Consider the following 16,605-nt stretch of genomic DNA (forward strand, 5'->3'; position numbering starts at 1 on the left):
CTCCTCTTAGTTGAGTGCTAACAGAGGTGATAATCATGCTAACAAATCGGCAATTACAGATATTGCAAGTAATCGTAGATGATTTTATTATGTCTGCACAGCCGGTAGGTTCTCGCCAAATCTCAAAAAAACATGAGATTACATTTAGTCCAGCCACTATTAGAAACGAAATGGCGGATTTAGAGGAATTAGGTTTTTTAGAAAAAACACATACTTCCTCTGGTCGAGTGCCTTCGGAAAAGGGGTATAGATTTTATGTAGATCATTTGTTGAATCCACAGGGCATTAATTCTCGGGATATTCAGCAGATTCAATCGATATTCAACGAACGTCTAGTAGAAGTAGAGCACATTATCCGAAAGTCAGCCAATATTCTATCTGAGCTGACATCGTATACATCGATTCTTTTAGGACCAGATGTCCAAAGACATCGAGTAAAACGTTTTTCTATTGTGCCACTCTCAAGTGATGCTGCAGTAGCGATTATCGTAACGAATAACGGTCATGTTGAGAATCGCATGTTTAGTTTACCACCTAATTTTACCGCTGCTGAACTAGAAAAAATGGTTAACATCTTAAATGAGCGTTTAGTTGGTGTTTCATTAGATGAAATTCATAAAAAATTGGAAATAGAAATACTCGCCATTTTACAACAACATGTGCGATCTGCGGATGATTTTATCCATTCGCTCGTTTCAGCTACAATGCAAAATTCGGAAAGTAAAATTTTCTACGGTGGCAAGACAAATATGTTCAACCAGCCGGAATTCCACGATTTAAATAAGGTCCGAATGATTCTGGACTTAATGGAAACGACTAGCCAAGTGCAGTCGCTCTTCCATCCGAACGAATCGGGTATTCATATTCGTATTGGCTCGGAAAATAAGCAGTTAGAAATGGAAAACTGTAGTGTCATAACAACGACTTATTCAATAGGTGAAGATCAACAAGGAGCCATTGCAATTATTGGTCCAACACGTATGGATTACAAGCGTGTTGTTGCTTTGCTTGAAGTAATGCGCTTGGATTTATCCCAAGCCTTTACGAAGAATCGTAGTGATTGATAATGAGGAGGATTTAAGTGACTGAAACAACTGAAAACAAAGACCTTGTACAAGAAAATGTACAAGCTGAAAACGAGTCAACTGTAGAGCAAACAGAAACGCAAGAAGTAGAACTAACAGTGGAAGAGCAGTATGAAGCAAAGCTGGCAGAGTTGCAAGCGAAGCTAGATGACGAGGAAAATCGTCACCTACGTTTGCGTGCAGACTTTGATAATTTACGTCGTCGTTCACAACTTGATCGTGAGGCTGCCGAAAAATATCGTGCACAAAACCTATTATCCGATTTACTGCCGGTATTAGATAATTTTGAACGTGCTTTGCAAATTGAACCAACTTCTGATGAAGCAACATCAATCGTAAAGGGTATCGAAATGGTCTACCGCTCACTATTGGAAGCAACTGAAAAAGAAGGCTTGCAAGTTATTAAAGCAGAAGGGGAGCAGTTTGATCCAAACGTCCACCAAGCTGTAATGCAAGAACAAGATAGTGAAAAAGAACAAGGTGTAGTATTACGTGAGTTGCAAAAAGGGTATATTTTAAAGGATCGCGTATTACGCCCAACGATGGTATCTGTAAACGAATAATCAAAGCATCATTAAGAAAAAATATTTTAGTTAATTAACGCAGCTTTGCGTTTTAATAATAGGAGGAAATTTTACTATGAGCAAAATTATCGGTATTGACTTAGGAACAACAAACTCTTGTGTATCTGTACTTGAAGGCGGAGAACCAAAAGTTATCCCAAATCCAGAAGGAAACCGCACTACACCATCTGTAGTAGCATTCAAAAATGGTGAAAAACAAGTTGGTGAAGTAGCAAAACGCCAATCAGTGACAAATCCAAACACAATTATTTCGATCAAATCAAAAATGGGTACAGCTGAAAAAGTGAAAGTGGAAGATAAAGAATACACACCACAAGAAGTTTCAGCAATGATTCTTCAATACTTAAAAGGCTACGCAGAAGATTACTTAGGTGAAAAAGTAACAAAAGCAGTAATTACTGTACCTGCTTACTTTAGCGATGCGCAACGTCAAGCGACAAAAGACGCTGGTAAAATCGCTGGTCTTGAAGTAGAGCGTATTATCAATGAACCAACAGCTGCTGCACTTGCTTATGGTTTAGACAAACAAGATGTAGACCAAAAAGTATTAGTATTTGACCTTGGTGGTGGTACATTCGACGTATCCATCCTTGAATTAGGTGACGGTGTATTCGAAGTATTAGCTACTGCTGGTGATAACAAACTTGGTGGTGACGATTTTGATGACGCGGTTATCGAATATTTAGTAGCTGAATTCAAAAAAGAAAACGGCATCGACCTTTCTAAAGATAAAATGGCTATGCAACGTCTGAAAGATGCTGCTGAAAAAGCGAAAAAAGATTTATCAGGTGTAACTTCTACACAAATTTCTTTACCATTCATTACAGCTGGTGAAGCAGGTCCATTACACTTAGAAATCTCTTTAACTCGTGCGAAATTCGATGAAATTACATTATCATTAGTAAACCGTACAGTAGGTCCAGTACGTCAAGCATTATCTGATGCAGGCCTATCTACTTCTGAAATTGACCAAGTTATTTTAGTTGGTGGTTCTACTCGTATTCCAGCAGTACAAGAAGCTGTACGTAAAGAAACTGGTAAAGAGCCTCACCGTGGAGTTAACCCTGACGAAGTAGTAGCGATGGGTGCTGCAGTTCAAGGTGGCGTATTAACTGGTGATGTGAAAGACGTAGTTCTTCTTGACGTAACACCACTTTCTTTAGGTATTGAAACAATGGGTGGCGTGTTCACAAAATTAATCGATCGTAACACGACAATTCCGACATCTAAATCACAAGTATTCTCAACTGCAGCTGATAACCAACCAGCAGTAGATATTCACGTATTGCAAGGTGAACGTTCTATGGCAGCGGATAACAAAACATTAGGTCGCTTCCAATTAGCGGATATCCCACCAGCACCACGTGGTATTCCACAAATCGAAGTTACATTTGATATCGACAAAAATGGTATCGTTTCGGTTAAAGCGAAAGATTTAGGTACAAATAAAGAACAAACAATTGTTATTCAATCTGATTCTGGTTTATCAGACGATGAAATTGAACGCATGGTAAAAGACGCTGAAGCGAATGCAGAAGCAGATGCAAAACGTAAAGAAGAAGCTGATCTTCGCAACGAAGCTGATCAATTAGTATTCCAAGTTGATAAAACAATCGCTGACTTAGGTGAGCAAATTACAGAAGATGAGAAAAAATCTGTAGAGGATGCTCGTGATGAGCTTAAAAAAGCGCTTGAAGCTGGCGAATTAGAAGGTATTAAATCAGCGAAAGAAAAATTAGAAGGCGTATTACAGCCTCTAGTAATGAAAGTATACGAACAAGCTGCAGCTGCAGCACAAGCGGCTCAAGGTGGCGAAGTAGGTCCAGATGCTGGAGCAGATAAAAAAGACGACGGTATCGTAGACGCTGACTTTGAAGAAGTAAAAGACGATAAATAAGAAATTCTCAACAGCACAGTAAAGTGAAGAAGCCAAAGACCGCTTGCGGCTTTGGCTTTTCTCTTTCTATATAATTGCTTGATGATGTTCTAGTAGATGAACCCGAAATGTCAGCGACATGTCAATTCGGCAATAGCGCATAGATGCATTGATAGAAAAGTGAAAATTATGGCGAAAATAGAGGCAGTTTTTTAGACTGCATGTTACAATAGATTTTATGCAAAAAGAGCGGAGTGTGAATCATGGAGAAACGCGATTATTACGAGGTGCTTGGTTTAACGAAATCGGCTTCTAAAGATGACATTAAAAAGGCATACCGTAAATTATCAAAACAATACCATCCTGATCTAAATAAAGAACCAGGTGCGGATGAAAAATTCAAAGAAATTGCTGAAGCTTATGAAGTATTAAGTGACGATCAGAAAAAAGCCCGCTACGACCAATTTGGACATGAAGATCCAAATGCCGGCTTTGGCGGTGGTTTCGGAGGCGGTGGCTTTGGCGGCTTCGAGGATATTTTCAGTTCATTCTTTGGTGGTGGTGGACGCCGACAAGACCCGAATGCACCACGTAAAGGTGATGATCTGCAATACCGCATGAATATTAAATTTGAGGAAGCGATTTTTGGGAAAGAAACAGAAATTGAAATTCCTAAAGACGAAACATGTGATACATGCCATGGCTCGGGTGCAAAACCAGGTACAACTCCTGAAACATGTTCGACATGTAAAGGTGCAGGACAAATTAATCAAGCTGTCGATACACCATTTGGCCGCATGATGAATCGTCGTACTTGTACGACTTGTCACGGAACAGGTAAAATTATTAAAGAAAAATGTTCAACTTGTCGCGGTGAAGGTAAAGTTCAAAAACGTAAAAAAATTAAAGTGTCAATTCCTGCAGGTGTTGATGATGGTCAACAAATTCGTGTAACAGGTCAAGGTGAACCAGGTATTAACGGTGGTCCGGCCGGTGACTTATACATTATGTTCCGAGTTCAAGGGCACAATGAATTCGAGCGCGATGGCGATGATATTTACTATGAATTAAAATTAACATTCCCACAAGCAGCATTAGGCGATGAAATTGAAGTACCGACTGTACATGGTAAAGTGAAATTACGTATTCCAGCGGGTACACAATCAGGTGCACAATTCCGCTTGAAAGATAAAGGTGTAAAAAATGTACATGGTTATGGAACAGGTAACCAATATGTAACAGTGAGAGTGATTACGCCAGAAAAGCTTACGGAAAAACAAAAACAATTACTACGTGAATTTGCAGAAATTAGTGGCGATATTCCAGAAGAACAAGGAAGCTCACTATTTGATAAAATCAAGAAAAAATTCCAAGGTGAATAATTAGAGGAGCTGAAGAGCTACGTGAAGTGGTCAGAATTATCCATTCATACAAAAAATGAAGCGGTGGAAGCAATTTCAAATATTTTGCATGAAGCAGGGGCTAGCGGTGTTGTTATTGAGGATTCAGCTGAATATGCGAAGCCACGCGAAGATCAGTATGGTGAAATTTACGCGCTAAATGAAGAAGATTTCCCAAAAGAGGGTGTTATCGTTAAAGCTTACTTATCAGAGTCTAGCTTTTTAAATGAAACAGTCGAAGAAATCAAGGCGGCGATTACGAATTTAACGAATTTCAACATTGATATCGGAGAAAATGTTGTTTCTATTGTAGAAGTGAACGAGGAAGATTGGGCGACAGCGTGGAAGCAATACTATCATCCTGTTAAAATTTCGGAACGTTTTACAATTGTACCGACATGGGAAGACTATACACCAGTTTCAACAGATGAATTAATCATTGAGTTAGATCCTGGTATGGCATTTGGTACAGGAACACACCCAACAACGGTTATGTGCTTACAAGGTCTCGAGAAAGTCGTGAAAGAAGGCGACACGGTTGTCGACATAGGCACAGGCTCTGGGGTTCTTTCGATTGGTGCAGCTATGCTTGGTGCAAAAAGTGTGCATGCGCTTGATTTGGATGAAGTAGCTGTACGTTCTGCCAAAGAAAATGTTGCGTTAAACAAAGTAAGCGATAAAGTTGAAGTTTTCCATGGTAACTTATTAGATACTGTGAAAGAGCCAGCTGATGTTGTAGTCGCAAACATTTTAGCAGAGATAATTATGTCCTTTACTGACGATGCATTTACAATTGTCAAACCAGGTGGATTATATGTCACTTCAGGCATCATTGGGGCGAAACGAGATGATGTGAAAACAGCTCTTGAAGCTTCAGGGTTTGTGATAGAAGAAGTATTATTAATGGAAGATTGGGTAGCGATTATCGCTCGTCGACCACAATAAATTGACCAAGGAAGCGCCAAATCGTGAGCCGAGTGCTTACGATTTGGCGTTTTCTCTATAAGAAAGGAGTGTGAGCTATGCAACGTTATTTCATTGACACAACCATTGATTCAGCCCGCATTTCAGGCGAAGATGCGCGCCATATTATGCGTGTTATGCGTATGAAAGAAGGTGCGGAAATCATCGTCGTGGCACAAGACACCGCTTATATTTGCACAATTGCTGCATTTGAAGAGGATGATGTTATTGTGAAAGCGACGGGGCGAACAATCCCATCTCCAGAGCTCCCAATTCGTGTAACAGTTGCTTGTGGGCTGCCTAAAGGAGATAAACTAGAACTCATTACACAAAAAGCAACAGAGCTTGGTATGTACGCCTTATTACCATTTGAAGCGGAGCGATCTATTGTAAAATGGGATGTTAAAAAAGGTGCGAAAAAGCAGGAGCGCTTGCAAAAAATTGCAAAAGAGGCAGCGGAGCAATCACATCGCACGCACATACCAGAAATATACGAACCAATAAAATTTTCGCAGCTTGTATCGCATATGGGCGATTTTGACGCTGTATTCATTGCAGACGAAGAGGATGCAAAGTCAGAAAAACGCACAAGGTTTGCGGATAAGCTAAAAAACGTGTATGATAAGGAGTCGAAATCAATCCTTATTATCTTCGGTCCAGAAGGTGGAATTGCGCGCAAAGAAGCAGATACACTGAAGCAAGCTGGCGCACAAACGATGTCTCTTGGTCCAAGAATTTTACGTGCAGAAACAGCGCCACTTTATGCGCTATCTGCAATATCATATGAATTTGAATGAAAGAGGTGTTTAGCCTTGTCAAAAGTGGCTTTTCACACACTTGGCTGTAAAGTAAATCACTATGAAACAGAGGCTATTTGGCAACTGTTTAAAGAAGACGGTTATGACCGTACGGAATTTGATCATCAAGCGGACGTTTATGTTATTAATACATGTACAGTAACAAATACGGGAGATAAAAAATCACGTCAAGTTATTCGTCGAGCTGTGCGTCAAAATCCAGATGCTGTTATTTGTGTTACAGGCTGTTATGCTCAAACGTCTCCAGCTGAAATTATGGCGATTCCTGGTGTTGATATTGTTGTAGGGACACAGGATCGTACAAAATTACTTGGCTATATCGAGCAATATCGTAACGAGCGTCAACCAATTAATGCTGTACGCAACATTATGAAAAACCGTGTATATGAAGAATTAGATGTGCCGGCATTTACAGACCGAACACGTGCATCATTAAAAATCCAAGAAGGCTGTAATAACTTCTGTACGTTTTGTATTATTCCTTGGGCGCGTGGTTTAATGCGCTCGCGTGATCCACAGGAAGTACTAAACCAAGCGCAACAATTAGTTGATGCTGGTTACCTTGAAATAGTATTAACAGGTATTCATACTGGTGGCTATGGACAAGACTTAAAAGATTATAACCTTGCTCAGTTGTTACGTGATTTAGAGGCGAATGTAAAAGGATTAAAACGTTTACGTATTTCTTCTATTGAAGCTAGCCAACTAACAGATGAAGTGATAGATGTTTTACGCGAGTCAAACATTGTTGTTAATCATCTACACATTCCGATTCAATCAGGTTCGGATACAGTATTAAAACGTATGCGTCGTAAATACACGATGGAATTTTTCGGAGAACGCTTAACAAAATTACATGAAGCATTACCGAACTTAGCTGTTACTTCTGACGTTATCGTTGGTTTCCCGGGTGAGACAGAGGAAGAATTTATGGAAACGTATAACTTTATTCGTGACCATAAATTTTCAGAATTACATGTGTTCCCATTCTCTCCTCGTACAGGTACACCAGCAGCTCGTATGGAAGACCAAATTGATGAAGATATTAAAAATGAGCGCGTTCACCGCCTTATCGCTTTAAATGACCAACTTGCTAAAGAATATGCTTCTCGTTTTGAAAATGAAGTGTTAGAAGTAATTCCAGAAGAATTTGTCCATGATGGTAGTGAGGAAGAGGGCTTATTAACGGGTTATACAGACAACTACTTAAAAGTAGTTTTTGAAGGCCCTGAAAATCTTATTGGCCAACTTGTAAAGGTAAAAATTACGCAAGCAGGCTACCCTCATTCTAAAGGGCAATTCGTACGCTTACTCGAAACTGTAAAATAATTGTTAAAGGATTGTCTATCTGTTGAAGATGGACAATCCTTTTTTTATTGATAATATTAACCTTGAACGGGCATGATAAAAATTATTACAAGTTAAAAACCATTGGGTCATGACTTCAGAAATTAGACGGAAACGTAAAAACATGTTATTATTCCAGAGAGGTACGGACAACTTATGTTAGAAGGAGCGCTTGTTAAATGAAAACAAATTATGCAAGTATGATTGATCACACATTATTAAAGGCTGAGGCTACAAAAGAACAAATTGAAAAGTTATGTGCAGAGGCTAAAGAATTTAGTTTTGCATCTGTTTGCGTCAACCCAACTTGGGTGAAATATTGCAGCGAGCTATTACAAAACTCAGACGTGTTAGTTTGTACGGTTATTGGCTTCCCATTAGGTGCTAATACACCAACTGTAAAAGCATTTGAGGCAAAAGATGCGATTGCAAATGGTGCACAAGAAGTGGATATGGTCATCAATATTGGCGCTTTAAAAGATCAAAACTTCGAACAAGTACAAGCGGATATTTCAGCAGTAGTAGAAGCGGCAAAAGGTAGTGCACTTGTTAAAGTAATTATCGAAACTTGCCTATTAACTGAGGAAGAAAAAGTAAAAGCATGTGAACTTTCAGTAGCAGCTGGCGCAGATTACGTGAAAACGTCAACAGGCTTCTCTACTGGTGGAGCAACAGCAGAGGACATCGCTTTAATGCGCAAAACAGTAGGACCAGAGCTAGGTGTAAAAGCTTCTGGTGGTGTTCGTAGCTTGGAAGATATGCAAAAGATGGTTGAAGCAGGTGCCACACGAATTGGTGCAAGCTCGGGTGTAGCCATTATGAAGGGCTTAATTGCAGATTCTAATTACTAATTCCCACGAATAATTTAATATTGCTCAATATAAAAAATAGTGTACTGGATATTTTCTAGTATGCTATTTTTTTGTTTTATAACTAATAAATCGACTGAAAGCAACAACTACATAGTAAACGCCGTTATGCTTATTTTTTCATCAGAATAATTATTTTTCCGACCTCATATACTCCAATGATGTAATTGCCTTTAGAGGGGAGGATTTTATGTTTACACAATTTAAGTATTGGCGACCTTATATCAGTCCTTTTGATCCTTGTAAACCGATTGAGGTCAAGAGCTTTGCAACACCTCCACAATTGTATATAGGCTTTCAACCACCTGGTCTACCACAATTTCAGACAGCGAGGGAAGCGTTAAAGTTTGGTACACTATGGCCCGATTTTTTTAGTCCCTATCCAAATCCAGAGAGAGGTGGGATGAAAGGTGAGTAAACAAATGCCACCAGAATTTTATCAGCTTCTTGAGGAAATTCAAGCTATTGATTTTGTTATAGTTGAATTAAACCTTTATTTAGATACTCATCCACATGATTATGCTGCAATTACACAGTTTAATGAAAATACCGAAAAAAGTATGCGATTAAAAATAGATTTTGAACAAAAGTTTGGTCCGCTAATGAATTTTGGAAGAAGCTATTCGAATTATCCGTTTAATTGGATCGATACGCCATGGCCTTGGCAAGTATAAATATATTTGGATTAGGGGGAAAGGTGTTTGTGGTATTATGAAAAAAAGCTACAATATCCAGTAAAAGTTAGTACTTGTAACCCGATGCTTGCAAAGTATTTAGTAGAGCAGTATGGTGGTGCTGATGGAGAGCTAGCTGCTGCACTACGCTATATGAACCAACGTTATACAATACCGGATAAAGTAGTAGGCCTGTTAACGGATATAGCAACGGAAGAGTTTTCTCATCTCGAAATGATTGCAACAATGATTTATAAGCTAACAAAAGATGCAACCCCTCAGCAAATTAAAGAAGCAGGACTTGCTGATCACTATGTTAACCATGATAAAGCGCTGTTTTATCAAAATGCATCGGGTGTACCATTTACCGCATCCTATATACAGGCAAAAGGGGATCCAATTGCTGATTTATACGAGGATATTGCGGCGGAAGAAAAAGCACGTGCCACATACCAATGGATTATTGACTTATCGGATGACCCAGATTTAAATGATAGTTTGATTTTTTTGAGAGAACGAGAAATTATCCATTCGCAACGCTTTAGAGAGGCTGTAGAAATTTTAATAGAGGATGGCAATACAAAGAAGATATTTTAACAAAAAAATGGCTTATTAAATCGTTTAACGAAGTTTGACCTATTTTAGTTCGAACTTTATGAAAGTTTTGTGATGACGGAGAGATATCGCTGAGTCCCTCTCTAACGAAATTACGAAAAATTTTTTGGTCTATATATCCGATTAGGCTAGATAATCCTGCACTCAGATTTACTTTTTATTCACAATAACTATTCTTATCGTGATCTGAAGAACCGTTTAAAATACGATTAAAATGGATTTTAAAAATTCTCTTCGCGATTTCGAATACTTTCTATTGACCGTTATAAGACAATACGGTATAATTTTTTAGTACACAACAGTTGGTTATTAGCCTAATTGTATTGTGTATTGACGTGTGTTCGGAGGGAGGGAAAGAGAGATGTCAAAAACTGTCGTTCGCAAAAACGAATCGCTTGAAGATGCTCTTCGCCGCTTCAAACGTACTGTATCAAAAAGTGGTACAATTCAAGAAGTTAGAAAGCGCGAGTTCTACGAAAAACCTAGCGTTAAACGTAAAAAGAAATCAGAAGCTGCACGTAAACGTAAGTGGTAATTTAATTTCCCATTAAAAATCCCTACGTTCAAAACACGCAATTGTATGATTCACTGAGCAGACAATGATATACCTGGAATTAGTTGCAATTGCGATTAATTCCAGGTATTTTGCATGATGCTCTTTTTGCGGTACATATTCGTAAAAGCCGAATGAAATCACTACAGATTTCATTCGGCTTTTTTATTTACAAAGAAAAACAACAACTTTGTTAATCGACTGAAGGGAAAAATCACCTATCATATTGTATAATAAAAATAAATTAGATTTTGTGAAACTTTTTACAAGGTCAGTCGTATATAGAGTAGAGAAGCATGTTAGGAGGGAGGGAAAAAGATGCGGAAAAGGAGAATCCTTAGCTATATCATTGTCATCTGGATGACTGTTTTGGTAGCGTTTCCATTGACTTCAGCATTTGCGAGTAGCAAGGTTTACCACGTACCGATTCATGATGAAGTTGAACGTGGACTTCACGCATTTTTAGAACGAGCTTTTAAAGAGGCAGAAGAAAACTATGCAGAAGCGATTGTACTGGATATACATACGCCAGGCGGTTTTGTCAATGCAGCAGGTGATATCGCCATGCTTATGGATGCCACTACGATACACACTATTGCTTTTATTAACAAAGATGCCCATTCAGCCGGTGCTTTTTTAGCCTTACATGCAGATGAAATTTATATGGTTCCTAATGGAACAATTGGGGCAGCAGCAGTAATTGATTCTGCTGGCAACGCAGCAGATAGTAAAGCTCATAGCGCGTGGCTAGCTCAAATGAAGGCAGCTGCCGAAACATCCGGACGTGACCCGAAATATGCTTTAGCAATGGCAGACTCGACAATTGAGTTACCAGAATTTCGAGCTGGAGGCGAGAATTTATTAACATTATCGGCTTCAGAGGCTGAAAAGGTAAGATATTCTGAAGGTACTGTTGCTAATTTTCAAGAACTTTTGGCGAAGACAGGTTTAAAGGGCAGTGATATTGTATCAATTGAGCCAACCTTTGCAGAAAAAATTGCTCGTTTTATTACGAACCCACTTATCGTACCGATTTTATTATCTGTTGCGAGTTTAGGGCTTGTGATGGAGCTGTATTCGCCTGGGTTCGGTGTGCCAGGTATAATGGGGTTATCAGCCCTGGGATTATTTTTCTTCGGTCATATGGTGGCAGGCTTTGCAGGCTATGAAACATTGTTAATTTTCATTGCAGGCTTAGCACTAGTCATTGCAGAATTTTTTGTCCCCGGAGGCATTGTTGGTATTTTAGGTGGCGTGCTTATATTACTTAGCTTGCTGCTGGCAGGTGCAAACATGATGCAAATGGTCATGGCGATATTTATTGCGCTTGTAGTAGCCATAATAGGAATGGTGATCCTGATGAAATTTTTCGGTAAAAAAATGCATGTTTTAAACAAGTTAGTGCTTATGGATGCTACGACGACGGAAGAGGGCTATGTGTCTAATATTAATCGCACAGAGCTGTTAGGGAAAGTGGGAATAACGCTAACACCACTTCGTCCAGCAGGCACAATTCGATTTGTCAATGAACGAATTGACGTTGTGTCAGAAGGTGGCTATGTTGATGTAGGTAAGAATGTAGAAGTAATTAAAGTAGAGGGCTCACGCATTGTTGTGAGACAAACAGAAAAAGAGATGGAGGAATAACAACATGGGATTTGATTTAGCATTAATGGGCCCAATTGTCGGGCTAGTCCTATTATTCATTGTGGTCGCTGTATTTTTTACATTTGTGCCAGTGGCGCTGTGGATTTCTGCACTAGCAGCAGGTGTCCGCGTTAGTATTTTCACATTAATCGGGATGCGCTTACGTCGTGTAATTCCATCACGTATCGTCAATCCGTTAATTAAAGCACATAAAGCAGGCTTACCTGTGACGATTAATCAGTTAGAAAGTCACTATTTAGCAGGTGGTAATGTAGACCGTGTCGTAAATGCGCTGATTGCTGCTCACCGTGCTAATATTGAACTAACGTTTGAACGATGTGCTGCAATTGACCTTGCAGGGCGTGATGTATTAGAAGCGGTACAAATGTCTGTTAACCCAAAGGTAATTGAAACACCATTTATTGCAGGTGTTGCAATGAACGGGATTGAGGTAAAGGCGAAGGCTCGTATTACTGTACGTGCAAACATCGAACGTTTAGTCGGTGGTGCTGGTGAGGAAACAGTTATTGCCCGTGTAGGGGAAGGTATCGTTTCGACAATCGGTAGTGCATCTAGCCATACAACAGTCCTTGAAAATCCAGATATGATTTCTCAAACAGTGTTATCTAAAGGGTTAGACTCTGGTACAGCATTCGAAATCTTATCCATTGACATTGCGGATGTGGATATCGGTAAAAATATTGGTGCAGAATTACAAATTGAACAAGCGCAAGCAGATAAAAATATTGCCCAAGCGAAAGCGGAAGAACGTCGTGCAATGGCTGTAGCAAATGAGCAAGAAATGATTGCCCGCGTTCAAGAAATGAAGGCGAAAGTAGTAGAGGCAGAAGCAGAAGTACCACAAGCGATGGCAGAAGCTTTACGTTCTGGTAACCTTGGTATTATGGACTATATGAATTACCGTAATATACAAGCAGATACGGCTATGCGTGACTCTATTTCAAAAGTAAGTACAGATAAATCAGACCCAAATGAACCGAAAGCATAATTAACGGAAAGGAGCGAGTGCTAACAAATGGAACAACTTATTTTATTTGCAATTATTGCCATAGTCAGCTCTCTTTTCGGAAAATCTAAAAATAAAAAAGAACAAAAACCAATGCCCCCTTTCAATAAAACTGCTCAACCACAACCTTCCGCCCAAATGGAAGTAGATGAGCCAAAGCATCGTCGTCCAACTGCTAAAAAGCAAAGCTTTGAAGACTTTGCCCGTGGTTTTATAGGGGAACTAAAAGCGGAAATTACGTCAGAAGACGACATAGAAAAACGTGTGGAACCAGTGCGAGAAAAAGTGAAGGAACATATGCCTAGCTATGTTGCCCCACCGCTTATTCCAACTGAGCAATCGAGTCGTAAAACCGATCGTCCTAGTCTTGGGCGTATGGCTGCAGGAAAAAAAGATATCTCAGTTGCACCCGCAAATAATGGATTTCAGCTACCGAATTCTCAAAAAGCATTGGTGCAAGCAGTGGTGATGGCTGAAATTTTAGGCCCACCAAAAGCAAAACGAAAATAACTAGCATGTCCTCCTTTTTTGGCGCATATATTGCCGAAGAAGGAGGCATTTTTTTATGAAAAAATTATTTCAATTAACGCCACTACTTGAATTAACACAGTATGAAACATTAAAAATTATAGGCCCTTATCGCTTTTTACATGCTGATGCTACATCTTGCTCGTTTATTTATGCTGATTATCATATTCTCGTGCGTGGAAAATCGGTTGCTATAAATGCAATAAAGGAAGAAATGCTCCATCTTTCAGTAGAGGATTTACAAGAATTACATGTAAAAATGACCAAAGATATGGGTGTGAGCAAGAATGTGGAATAATCGACCAATTATAATACGTATAAAGCGCCATGAAAATGTTCATCCTTTTATTCAAGCATTACATGCGCAGCAAGTACCTTTGAAGCGTGTTGTCTTTCGAGATCAAGAAGTTACATTTGAAACGAATATGGGTTATTTGCCAAAAATTCGCCGTATACGTAGTCGGTATCGGCTAAAAATGACTGTTCATTACGCAGATGAGCTTCAAGTTTTTCGCGCACAACTTTGGACACTGCTTGGACTGTTTGTCATGATTTTAATACCATTAATTTGTGCGCAAGTAATTTGGCGCGTTGATATTGAAGCGGCTACACCAGAGTTACAACAACAAATCGAGAAAACGTTTCAAGAAACTTTTCAGCTAGAAACGCCGATGACTAAAAAAGTATTACCTTCGGATGCTGTAATTCGGCAGAGTCTGTTAGAAAAACATCGAGATCTAGCGTGGGTGCATATCGAAAAACACGGTGGTCGTATTACGTTAAGACCACAGGAATCTCCAAAAACAACCGAATTGACAACCGAAAAACTTGCAACACATTTAGTAGCTACTAAAAGCGGTGTCATCACAAACTTTAACATCCAACATGGTGAACGGAAAATTTCTGTCAATGATACAGCTTATGAAGGTGACGTCCTCGTAAGTGGTGTAATTGACAGTGGTGACGATCATGTCTTTGTTGGGGCAAAGGGAGAGGTTTTTGCAGACTACTGGCTTGAATGCACATTTAAAATTCCAACAAAGCTAACAATTGAATCTATGCAACAAAAGCAGTGGCGTGTAGTAGTAAAGGGTATTCATAAAGAAGCGGTTGATTATGTACAGAAGAAAGACTTACCAAATTGGCTAGATCCTTATGTTTCGATTGTGGAAGAACAGCAAACAAAAACGGTGGAAATTAAATTAGATGAATCAAAAATAGATACTTTGTTAATGCCACTACTACATGAAAAAATGCTTCAATCACTCCCAGCAAAAACAGTTATTAAAAAAGAAAACCTTTTACAGGCGAAGTGGGGGAATGGTACAGTTGAAGGGAAAGTTCTATTTTTAGTCAACGAAAACATTGCAAGTCCAATACAAGGGCCACAAGGAGAATGATTATGTCAGAACATTTAACTGTATTACAAGTGGATAATCCAAATGAAGCGGTGATGCTGCTAGGTATTTCCGATGCTAATATGAAATTAATTGAAGAGGCTCTTCATGTCCATATCATTACACGCGGTGAGCAAATTCAGCTTGCAGGTGAAGAAGAGGCAAAAGAACAGGCAACATATCTTCTACACGCATTATTAAAAGTTATTCGCAAAGGAATTAATATTGATCAGCGTGATGTAGCAACGGCAATTGAAATGACACAAAAAGGGACAATTGAATATTTTGCAGAACTTTATGATGAAGAAATTGCACGCACGACAAAAGGGAAACCGATACGTGCAAAAACAATAGGTCAACGAGAATACATACAAGCGATTCGTCACAAAGACGTTGTTTTTGGTATTGGTCCAGCCGGTACCGGAAAAACGTATTTAGCGGTAGTAATGGCTACACAAGCACTTAAAAATGGGCATGTAAAGCGTATTATTTTAACACGTCCTGCAGTGGAAGCAGGAGAGTCTCTAGGCTTCCTTCCAGGTGATTTAAAGGAAAAGGTTGATCCATATTTACGACCGCTCTATGATGCGTTAAACGATATATATGGCACAGAACAAACACAACGTCTAATTGAGCGAGGAACGATTGAAATCGCGCCTTTAGCCTATATGCGTGGACGTACATTAGATGATGCCTTTGTCATTTTAGACGAGGCACAAAATACAACACATATGCAAATGAAGATGTTTTTAACACGTCTAGGCTTTGGTTCAAAAATGGTTATTACGGGAGATAAAACGCAAATTGACCTTCCGAAAAATACGGAGTCTGGATTAATTGTTGCTGAACGTACATTAAAATATGTCAATTCAATACATTTCCAAATTCTAGAACAAGGCGATGTAGTCCGCCATCCAGTCGTAGCAAAAATCATTAAAGCTTACGAAGATCAGCAACTTTAAAATAACCGCCTTAGGCGGTTATTTTAAAGTCTGTACCGAAAGCGAAGCGACAGGTACAACAGAAGAAAAAAAGTCTGTACCGAAAGCGAAGCGACAGGTACAACAGAAGAAAAAAAGTCTGTACCGAAAGCGAAGCGACAGGTACAACAGAAGAACGATATAGTGCTTAATTTTAAGCTTAGTCAACTATAATAGAAACTAAAACTTGTTGATTGGAGCGAAGGGCGGGCGACTCCTGCGGGAACAGCACAAAACATAAG

18 protein-coding genes are annotated in these 16,605 nt (G+C 39.2%); all 18 read left to right on the plus strand.

Features of this window, described 5'->3' with window-relative positions; all coding sequences use genetic code 11:
* Nucleotides 1-35 precede the first annotated feature (35 nt).
* The gene (hrcA, locus tag ACIQXJ_RS03735) at nucleotides 36-1,064 is read left to right on the plus strand and encodes a heat-inducible transcriptional repressor HrcA (RefSeq protein WP_340823604.1); all 1,029 of its coding nucleotides are present in this window, start codon (nucleotides 36-38) and stop codon (nucleotides 1,062-1,064) included.
* A gap of 17 nt (nucleotides 1,065-1,081) precedes the next feature.
* Entirely contained in the window at nucleotides 1,082-1,648 is a 567-nt protein-coding gene (gene grpE / locus ACIQXJ_RS03740) for a nucleotide exchange factor GrpE (protein WP_401010578.1), read from the plus strand.
* A 76-nt stretch (nucleotides 1,649-1,724) separates the two neighbouring features.
* Nucleotides 1,725-3,566 (plus strand): molecular chaperone DnaK, encoded by a 1,842-nt coding sequence (gene dnaK / locus ACIQXJ_RS03745; RefSeq protein ID WP_403049802.1) that lies wholly within the window; start codon nucleotides 1,725-1,727, stop codon nucleotides 3,564-3,566.
* A 242-nt stretch (nucleotides 3,567-3,808) separates the two neighbouring features.
* Entirely contained in the window at nucleotides 3,809-4,927 is a 1,119-nt protein-coding gene (gene dnaJ / locus ACIQXJ_RS03750) for a molecular chaperone DnaJ (RefSeq protein WP_401010573.1), read from the plus strand.
* Between the two features lie 21 nt (nucleotides 4,928-4,948).
* Nucleotides 4,949-5,890, plus strand: coding sequence for a 50S ribosomal protein L11 methyltransferase (prmA, locus tag ACIQXJ_RS03755; RefSeq protein WP_403049805.1), 942 nt, complete (start codon nucleotides 4,949-4,951; stop codon nucleotides 5,888-5,890).
* A 77-nt stretch (nucleotides 5,891-5,967) separates the two neighbouring features.
* Nucleotides 5,968-6,705: a 16S rRNA (uracil(1498)-N(3))-methyltransferase gene (locus ACIQXJ_RS03760; RefSeq protein ID WP_403049808.1), complete on the plus strand. Its 738-nt coding sequence runs from the start codon at nucleotides 5,968-5,970 to the stop codon at nucleotides 6,703-6,705.
* 15 nt (nucleotides 6,706-6,720) lie between these two features.
* On the plus strand, nucleotides 6,721-8,055 hold the full coding sequence (gene mtaB / locus ACIQXJ_RS03765) for a tRNA (N(6)-L-threonylcarbamoyladenosine(37)-C(2))-methylthiotransferase MtaB (protein ID WP_340823610.1): 1,335 nt from the start codon (nucleotides 6,721-6,723) through the stop codon (nucleotides 8,053-8,055).
* 197 nt (nucleotides 8,056-8,252) lie between these two features.
* Nucleotides 8,253-8,924, plus strand: a complete 672-nt coding sequence (gene deoC / locus ACIQXJ_RS03770) for a deoxyribose-phosphate aldolase (protein WP_403049812.1) — start codon at nucleotides 8,253-8,255, stop codon at nucleotides 8,922-8,924.
* 208 nt (nucleotides 8,925-9,132) lie between these two features.
* Complete coding sequence (locus tag ACIQXJ_RS03775; RefSeq protein WP_403049815.1) at nucleotides 9,133-9,360, plus strand: spore coat associated protein CotJA; 228 nt, start codon at nucleotides 9,133-9,135, stop codon at nucleotides 9,358-9,360.
* Complete coding sequence (locus ACIQXJ_RS03780; RefSeq protein WP_340823615.1) at nucleotides 9,353-9,616, plus strand: spore coat protein CotJB; 264 nt, start codon at nucleotides 9,353-9,355, stop codon at nucleotides 9,614-9,616. Before ACIQXJ_RS03775 ends, ACIQXJ_RS03780 begins: the two co-directional genes overlap by 8 nt.
* A 27-nt stretch (nucleotides 9,617-9,643) precedes the next feature.
* The gene (locus ACIQXJ_RS03785; RefSeq protein ID WP_340823617.1) at nucleotides 9,644-10,213 is read left to right on the plus strand and encodes a manganese catalase family protein; all 570 of its coding nucleotides are present in this window, start codon (nucleotides 9,644-9,646) and stop codon (nucleotides 10,211-10,213) included.
* Between the two features lie 379 nt (nucleotides 10,214-10,592).
* A complete protein-coding gene (rpsU, locus tag ACIQXJ_RS03790) occupies nucleotides 10,593-10,766 on the plus strand; it encodes a 30S ribosomal protein S21 (RefSeq protein WP_004227078.1) in 174 nt (57 codons plus the stop codon).
* Nucleotides 10,767-11,102: 336 nt separating this feature from the next.
* Nucleotides 11,103-12,431: an NfeD family protein gene (locus tag ACIQXJ_RS03795; RefSeq protein ID WP_403049818.1), complete on the plus strand. Its 1,329-nt coding sequence runs from the start codon at nucleotides 11,103-11,105 to the stop codon at nucleotides 12,429-12,431.
* A 25-nt stretch (nucleotides 12,432-12,456) separates the two neighbouring features.
* Nucleotides 12,457-13,440, plus strand: a complete 984-nt coding sequence (gene floA, locus ACIQXJ_RS03800) for a flotillin-like protein FloA (protein ID WP_403054817.1) — start codon at nucleotides 12,457-12,459, stop codon at nucleotides 13,438-13,440.
* Between the two features lie 27 nt (nucleotides 13,441-13,467).
* Nucleotides 13,468-13,968, plus strand: a complete 501-nt coding sequence (locus ACIQXJ_RS03805) for a hypothetical protein (RefSeq protein WP_403049821.1) — start codon at nucleotides 13,468-13,470, stop codon at nucleotides 13,966-13,968.
* Nucleotides 13,969-14,023: 55 nt separating this feature from the next.
* Nucleotides 14,024-14,284, plus strand: a complete 261-nt coding sequence (locus ACIQXJ_RS03810) for a hypothetical protein (protein WP_403049824.1) — start codon at nucleotides 14,024-14,026, stop codon at nucleotides 14,282-14,284.
* Nucleotides 14,274-15,386, plus strand: coding sequence for a sporulation protein YqfD (locus ACIQXJ_RS03815; protein WP_403049826.1), 1,113 nt, complete (start codon nucleotides 14,274-14,276; stop codon nucleotides 15,384-15,386). The genes ACIQXJ_RS03810 and ACIQXJ_RS03815 overlap by 11 nt, the downstream gene beginning before the upstream one ends.
* A gap of 2 nt (nucleotides 15,387-15,388) precedes the next feature.
* Nucleotides 15,389-16,345, plus strand: a complete 957-nt coding sequence (locus ACIQXJ_RS03820; protein ID WP_401010549.1) for a PhoH family protein — start codon at nucleotides 15,389-15,391, stop codon at nucleotides 16,343-16,345.
* The last annotated feature ends 260 nt before the right edge of the window (nucleotides 16,346-16,605 follow it).

The organism is Lysinibacillus sp. NPDC097868 (assembly GCF_044761135.1).
GTDB lineage: Bacteria > Bacillota > Bacilli > Bacillales_A > Planococcaceae > Lysinibacillus.